The sequence below is a fragment of the Methylobacterium sp. WL116 genome (assembly GCF_008039455.1).
GTDB lineage: Bacteria > Pseudomonadota > Alphaproteobacteria > Rhizobiales > Beijerinckiaceae > Methylobacterium.
This window is the reverse complement of sequence record NZ_VRUV01000879.1, coordinates 1-1,164: the sequence shown is the minus strand read 5'-3', so window position 1 is coordinate 1,164 and position 1,164 is coordinate 1. Positions and strand designations below refer to the sequence as shown.

Below are 1,164 nucleotides of genomic sequence, written 5' to 3'. Positions count from 1 at the left end.
GCGCCGACCTCGTCGCGGCGCCCCCGGTCGGGCACCGCCACGGTGGCGTCGCCCCCGGCGATCCGCCCCATCGCGGCGATGATGCGGTCGAGCGGCCGGGCGATGCCGCGCATCACGAAGGCGATGCCGCAGAGCGCGCAGAGCAGGGCGCCGGCGCAGACCGCCACCGTGAGCCGCAGGGCGGAGTCGTAGCTGAGGGCGGCGTCGGCGGAGGCGGCGTCGCCGCCCCGGTCGTTCAGGGCGGAATCCGCGTCGAGCACCTTCAAGGCCGCGTCCAACGGCATCCGCGAGCGGTCGAAGGCGGCGACCATGCGTGCCCTGTCGCCGTCCCGCGCGGCGGCGACGAGCTGGCTGCGCAGGTCGAGATAGGCGGCCCACTGCCCCTTGAAGCCGTCCCACAGGGCGGCCTCCTCCGGGCTCGAGATCAGCGGCTCGTAGGACGTCACAGCCTTCGCGATCGCCGCGAGGCGGGTGGCGCCGACCGCGTCGAGCTCCGCCGGCGGCTCGGCCGCCAGGACGTAGCGCGCGTCGACGAGGCGGAGGCGGGCGGTGGCGTATTTCAATTCGCCGATCCAGCGCACGCTCGGCAGCCAGTTCGTCGCGATCTCGGTCGCGCTGGCGTTGACGGCGCGCAGCTTGGAGGCGGCGAACAGGCCCTGCCCGGCGATGCTGACGGTGAGGATGCCGATGACGCCGATCAGCGCGGCCTTGATGGTCAACCGCATGATGGGACGGTCCTCGGATTGTGCGACTCAGGTCATCCTAATGCGAAGGACTTAAATGACGCTGAATTCGAGCACGCGCAGGTGTTTGTCCTCGCTTCCTGGAAGATCTAAATCCAGGAGTGAAATAGAGGACGATAGCTCAACTGCTGGTGTGCAATCTTCCGGGCTGCAAGACTGCCGCGATCGCGACCGCCGCCCATCTCAGGCGCGTCGCAGGCGCAGCCCGAACAGGTGGAGCAGGCCCGCGAGCAGGCCGCCGTAGATCGCCGCGCCGACGATCCCGAGGAGCGCCAGCACCGCGATCTCGCGGCCGCGCGGCAGGGCGGGCACGACGGATTCCGCCAGCGGCAGGCCGTAGACCGCCACCAGCGCCAGGCCGGCGCAGGCGAGCGCGACGCCGAGCACCGTGAGGCCGAGCGTGCGCCCCGGCGCGGTCCAG

Annotated in this window: 1 protein-coding gene and 1 pseudogene; both read right to left on the bottom strand. The window is 71.6% G+C overall.

All coding sequences use genetic code 11. The annotated features are described in order from the left end of the window. Nucleotides 1-725: MCP four helix bundle domain-containing protein (locus tag FV223_RS28135; RefSeq protein WP_147729941.1), on the bottom strand; the 725-nt coding region annotated here is incomplete at its 3' end. A gap of 201 nt (nt 726-926) precedes the next feature. After that, nucleotides 927-1,164 (bottom strand): annotated as a pseudogene (locus tag FV223_RS28130) (lipid II flippase MurJ); the annotation flags it as partial.